The sequence below is a fragment of the Pedobacter psychrodurus genome (assembly GCF_032678585.1).
Lineage (GTDB): Bacteria > Bacteroidota > Bacteroidia > Sphingobacteriales > Sphingobacteriaceae > Pedobacter > Pedobacter psychrodurus_A.
Map to the genome: position 1 here is coordinate 1 of NZ_JAVTSN010000100.1, position 5,224 is coordinate 5,224.

Annotated in this window: 5 protein-coding genes; all 5 read right to left on the minus strand. The window is 35.2% G+C overall.

Annotated elements, in window-relative coordinates:
- On the minus strand, positions 1-273 hold a 273-nt coding region (tnpA, locus tag R2S57_RS30105; RefSeq protein ID WP_316848608.1), incomplete at its 3' end, for an IS66 family insertion sequence element accessory protein TnpA.
- 63 nt (positions 274-336) lie between these two features.
- Positions 337-690 (minus strand): zinc ribbon domain-containing protein, encoded by a 354-nt coding sequence (locus tag R2S57_RS30110; protein WP_316848609.1) that lies wholly within the window; start codon positions 688-690, stop codon positions 337-339.
- Positions 691-1,206: 516 nt separating this feature from the next.
- Entirely contained in the window at positions 1,207-3,180 is a 1,974-nt protein-coding gene (locus tag R2S57_RS30115; RefSeq protein ID WP_316848610.1) for a DUF3732 domain-containing protein, read from the minus strand.
- Position 3,181: 1 nt separating this feature from the next.
- The gene (locus R2S57_RS30120) at positions 3,182-3,673 is read right to left on the minus strand and encodes a three component ABC system middle component (RefSeq protein ID WP_316848611.1); all 492 of its coding nucleotides are present in this window, start codon (positions 3,671-3,673) and stop codon (positions 3,182-3,184) included.
- Positions 3,663-4,883, minus strand: coding sequence for an ABC-three component system protein (locus tag R2S57_RS30125; protein ID WP_316848612.1), 1,221 nt, complete (start codon positions 4,881-4,883; stop codon positions 3,663-3,665). The genes R2S57_RS30120 and R2S57_RS30125 overlap by 11 nt, the downstream gene beginning before the upstream one ends.
- Positions 4,884-5,224: the final 341 nt, after the last annotated feature.

Sequence of the window (5,224 nt, forward strand, 5' to 3'; positions counted from 1 at the left end):
ACATAAACTGGCGAAAACTTTTGGTAAAGGCGGCGCAGATTCTATCGGTTCTTCAACAGAAAGTTCTATGAACTTGCCCTGCGAAGGATATTTGCCTTGGCGCTGATGTTTTTGCCAGGTATAAAAAGTTCCACTGGGTACACCATGGGATTTGCAGAATACTGCAACTGAAGTGGTATGCTTAATAACTTCATATTCTTCAAGTAATCTGATGATCTCCTGCTTGCTGCGAAAATTAATCTTACGGCCTGCTTTGCTATTCCTATGTTCCATAATAATATTTTATGGAACCAAATTTAGATTATCACCAATATCAAGTCAATATGCGCTGTATTGTTAGCTTACATTATATCTCACCCCACATTTCGAAAAGCAATGGTAATAGTGATAATGCTTGCTGTAACCTTTTGAAGCACTACCTGAGAGCATATAGCCACACTTTGGACATATCAGAAAGCCACGCAGGGGAAGCGCATCAGGAGAAGATATAGTCGTCTTTTTTGGCTTGTTTCTACCGTTCAAAACATCCATAGCTTTATAAAAGATGCTTTCCGAAACTATCGCTTTATGTTGCCCCATAACAGTATGGGCCTCCTCCTCCTTATATTTCGCAATGGGTATCCTACTGGAGATTTCGGCTTCATTTACCATGTAATTCCGTAGCGGACTGACCAGTCCAAGAAAACACATAACTCATCTTTACCATATTAATTATCAGTTTATTGGAGTGGTCAGTCTAGACCGAAACAAACTGACCTTAAATTCCGAAATGAGTTGATCACTCCTAGCGAAATCTCCACTCTGTTAGCTGATTAAGACTCAATTGAATGGTATGGAAGATATCGAGTTCCTTTTCTTTCTCCAATTTCTGAGTAATTTCTTCCCGCTCTTTATAAAGACTTGTCAATTGAACCTCTAGAAGGTTATCCGCATAATATGATATTGCTGAAGCACCAATGATTATGAATGGGAATCCAGTTATAATGATAATCTTAAGTGATTGTTCGACGCTACTATTTAACGATGAATAAACAAAAATTATGGCTGAAGTTAGTAGACTTACAAGCCCAATAATCAGTAAAATTATTCTATTAGTTTTTGTTTTGAATAATTGACTCGGAATAATTTTTCCAATTGGAAACATTTCTAGCATATGTGATGAACAAAAATTTAAATGATTTTAGATTCGGAATAAAAATTATCAAATTATTTAAACCATGTATAAGGAATCAATGCATCATCCTCTTCTCCAGAACGCCACCTTTTTGTTTTAATGACATTATCTAACGACTTCCAGCTGTCTTCTCCCGCATGCTCCAGTATAATAACCTGCACTTTTCCTTTCGTATTCTCTCCGAAAGCAGATAATACCTCGAATATTTTTTTCAGTTTAATCAAATCTTCCTCCTGAACAGAATTGTCATCATTGATCTCTGGAAAATATGCCTGACTTGGCTGGTCAAAAATTATGAAAGGAGGAACTTTACTATCTGGTAAGGTTATCAAATATTCATGGATTCCTAAGTAAGTGGACAAGTGATAAGCCATATGGTTATGACCACTTCCAACCTCCCAAAGAAAACGCTCTGCACCATTCTCGTCTAAAAACTTTAACGTTAGATATTCAGATATATCAAGATTAATTCTTTCAGAACTCTTTTCGGCTTCAAAAAGTATTGCATACTTTTTGATATTCTGAGCAATTTTATCAAGCGCAAATTTTTCTCTCTTTTTCAGTCTTTCGCTTCCAACTTCAGTTTCAATCTTTTCAATTGCTGCTTCGAGCTCTTCTATTTTATCACTGCCCGTATCAAGATTTGCATTGTATTCATTAAACTGACTCAGCGTTAACTCTACCTGTCCAAGGTAACGGTAAATAGAATTTTGGTTTTGTTTTAATCTTTTAAACTCACCATCTTCCCTTTGCAAAGCACTTATTCTATTACGAATTTCATTTATAGCTACTTCTTTATCAGCGATTTGCTTTTCTAGCTTCTTCCTTTCACTTAGGTATATTTTAGCAGAGTCAGCAACTTTATCAGACACTTTCTCAAATTCAGATCGCATTTGGGAGAGATTTTCGTGATATTCCTTGATGTGATCTGTTGTTGAATTACATAAGGGACAGGGTTTTGTAAAATCCAATCTATCATATATCCAACCAACAGGAGAAAGCCGTCCTTTTTTAGTTAATGTATTATCGCCAATATCTTTATTGTTGGACTGGATGCTTCGAACGATTGCTAGTCGTCTGCCTAAATCCTGTAATTGGTCTGAATTATCAGTTTCTTGTCTGGATAGCTCATATAATTGATCAGCGGCAATTTGCGTCGCTTGTTCCGGTACCCTGATATGTTCTATTTCATTAGTTGAAATAATTTGTAACTGTTGAACTAAGAAATCGCGATCTAGGTTATCATTATTCTCTTCAGTCTTTATCAATCCGAATTCACGACCTATCGAATAGTAGTTCAAGAGCTCTTGATTTACCTTAGCTAACCGATATTCCTTCAAGTCCTTATCTTTCAGTAAAATATTTAACTGCCTCTTAAAGGTTTTTAACTCTTCTCGAAGCTCTAAAATTCGGTTATTTATTACACCTATTAGATATGGAAATAAGATTTTTAGTTTCTCTCTATGACTTGAAGAATCTGCCTTATAAAACATAGTTGACTGATTGGCAACAATATATTGAGGCTGAAAATTGAGGGAGATGGCATTTCTATAACTCGGTCTTTGTGTATCAAAAGACTGGACATATTCATTTGAGGTAAGACCAATATCTGCAAATCCAAGCATCGAATTTAGATAATGCTTAATTTGTGAGATACTAAAAGGGTATTCTGTAATGGTTTCCGGTATTTCGACAGTATCATTTTCTATTTTGAAGAAATCGTTAGATACACCAGCATTACCTGGCTCCGACCGAGCTATTAGAACCTGTTTTTTATCCGTCGAAATAATTATTCCAAAAGCTTTAACCTTATTTCTTATTACCCCAGCGGCAATTGTACACTTAGTACTACCCAAACAATAATCAATAATTGAAATGATAGATGATTTTCCTTTTCCGCTTGCCCCAGTAATTACATTGATTTTATCGATATCAAAATCAATAATTCTTGGTTCAATCTCTTCATTTTTTGGCCATAGCACAATAGATTTAATTCTAAAATCCATATTATAAATCTAAATTTAGGTACATTAAAAATTCAACATCTGACAAATTCGCAAACCAGCCGCCCAATTTTCTGGATGTCCTCACTAAGTCTCCAACTTCAACGGAAGGAGCGGTAAATTTTTGCCTCGGCGACTTCAGGTTTGCTGTCACTGTATTATTGGCAAAATCCAATTCTAATAAATTTGCTTTTGCACAGATTAGCAGAGAAAACATTGTCTTATCAAACATACTTTTCGTCTTAGAAGGGATCAGTTCAAACAGTAAACTGTTTTCTTCGATAACATTATAGAAACCCTTGATGTTATTTGACCTGCCTTTTGCACTGATTACAATATCCTTGGTAAAAAGTATAGGTAGGACTGGTAATACTCGTTCCATTTTAGGTGACTGGTTTTCTTTATTGATTTTCTCAAAAGAGGTTACAAATTCACTCAAAAGAAGTGCCCCCAAAGAACTATTCTGATATACATCAAACACATTATTAATCTTCATTATGTTCCTCCTTAACATTAAACAGCTTTCTCCATGATGGATGCCAACCTATGGCAAGTTTATCTGACAGAATATGTAAACTGCCAACTACTGTGTAATTTTGAATTACGGGATATCCAGCTAAATTGTAACCTTGCGAATCCGAAGAGTCGAGGTAGATTAGATTTCCGATATCAATTTCCGTTAAATCGGGAGTTGTTTTGGATTTAATACTATGTCTTTTAACGTGCTTTTTCCAGTTCCGTCGAATATCCCTTTCCAACTCATCTATATCTTCCTGACCAGGAACAGTACCATTCTCTGCCCATCTATCTCTTTCTTTGGAAGCGCGAAGAAAATCGTCTATTGCATCAATAATATCATCTTCATCTGTATCGATGAACGATAACTGCCGAATAAAATCCTTTTCCTGATGTTCCTTTCTTTCATAGTCAAAGACAGGAATTGATGATGCCGCAAGTTCTACAAATGGTTTGTCTAAAGCCTCTTTAATGCATATATCCTTCATGTCAATCAGATCACTTGATTTTACAGTACCTTCCTGATTACTTGACCAGAGGTTAATAATCTTATCTGCCATCCAGCCAAAAACCTTTTCATATACCAAGTTGAATGGAACCTGAGCACCAATCCTTAAATTGGTTTTTATTTCCTCCTTAAATTTATTTCTATCTGGGAAAAACTCTTCCGAAGACACTACTATTTTTCCCAGAAGCGAAATAAATTCATCTTTGGTGTAGGCTATTGAAATATTATCAAAAATTTCCTTGCCCTTACCTTTAAGTTTAACCCCTACAGCTTGTAACTCATTGTAAAAATCTTCTAAAATTTTCTGGCTAGTTTTATGACCTGAAATAAAATTCTCTTTATGAACTTTATAGGCTATACAAGTTGTTGGAACCCTTTTATTGGTTGCCAGTATGAATCTAGCCTTTTCTTTCGGAGACCTTTTTTGTATGGAAAGCCAGATCGCCAATGTCTTCCATAAATTAATATTGGAATTAGAGAAAGGATTTGAGCTTCCGATTGAACTCTTGTCTTGCTCATAAATTCTGTTAATTGGATTACCAGCATTTAGTTGAGCGACAACATCATCATCAGTTTCAATAGAAACAAAATCAATATCCGCTTTCGATAGCCAATAAATCGCCCTCTCAAATTGATATAAATATCCCAAGGCCTGCCCTGAAGCAGATTTACCTAAAGCCATACACGGTACATGAGTTTTCTTTCAAACGAAAGCAGAAAAATTTTTCTGTGAGATTAGTTTGAAAGCGTTAAAAAAACATTCAATTATGAATGCAATTATAATAATTAATTAATAGAAATTATTCCTAGGCTCGCAAATCGAGTTAAACTTCATCTAAATAAATAATTCATCTATCCAATTGGCCTTAGTAAGTATTTATTCTCTTGAGCGCATTAAAGATCTTTCCTCGAATAAAGAGACATTTTTAGACCCAACTGGGCTTGAACTAGTGACCCTCTGATTAACGGTCATCGAAAAAATTGTCAAGAGGCTGTCTCAAAATAAATGAGGCAGCTTTTTTC

Bases quoted from the DNA above. Each gene is read 5' to 3' on its own strand.
- R2S57_RS30115 (WP_316848610.1), bottom strand. From the start codon at position 3,180: ATGGATTTTAGAATTAAATCTATTGTGCTATGGCCAAAAAATGAAGAG.
- R2S57_RS30110 (WP_316848609.1), bottom strand. From the start codon at position 690: ATGTGTTTTCTTGGACTGGTCAGTCCGCTACGGAATTACATGGTAAAT.
- R2S57_RS30120 (WP_316848611.1), bottom strand. From the start codon at position 3,673: ATGAAGATTAATAATGTGTTTGATGTATATCAGAATAGTTCTTTGGGG.
- R2S57_RS30125 (WP_316848612.1), bottom strand. From the start codon at position 4,883: ATGGCTTTAGGTAAATCTGCTTCAGGGCAGGCCTTGGGATATTTATAT.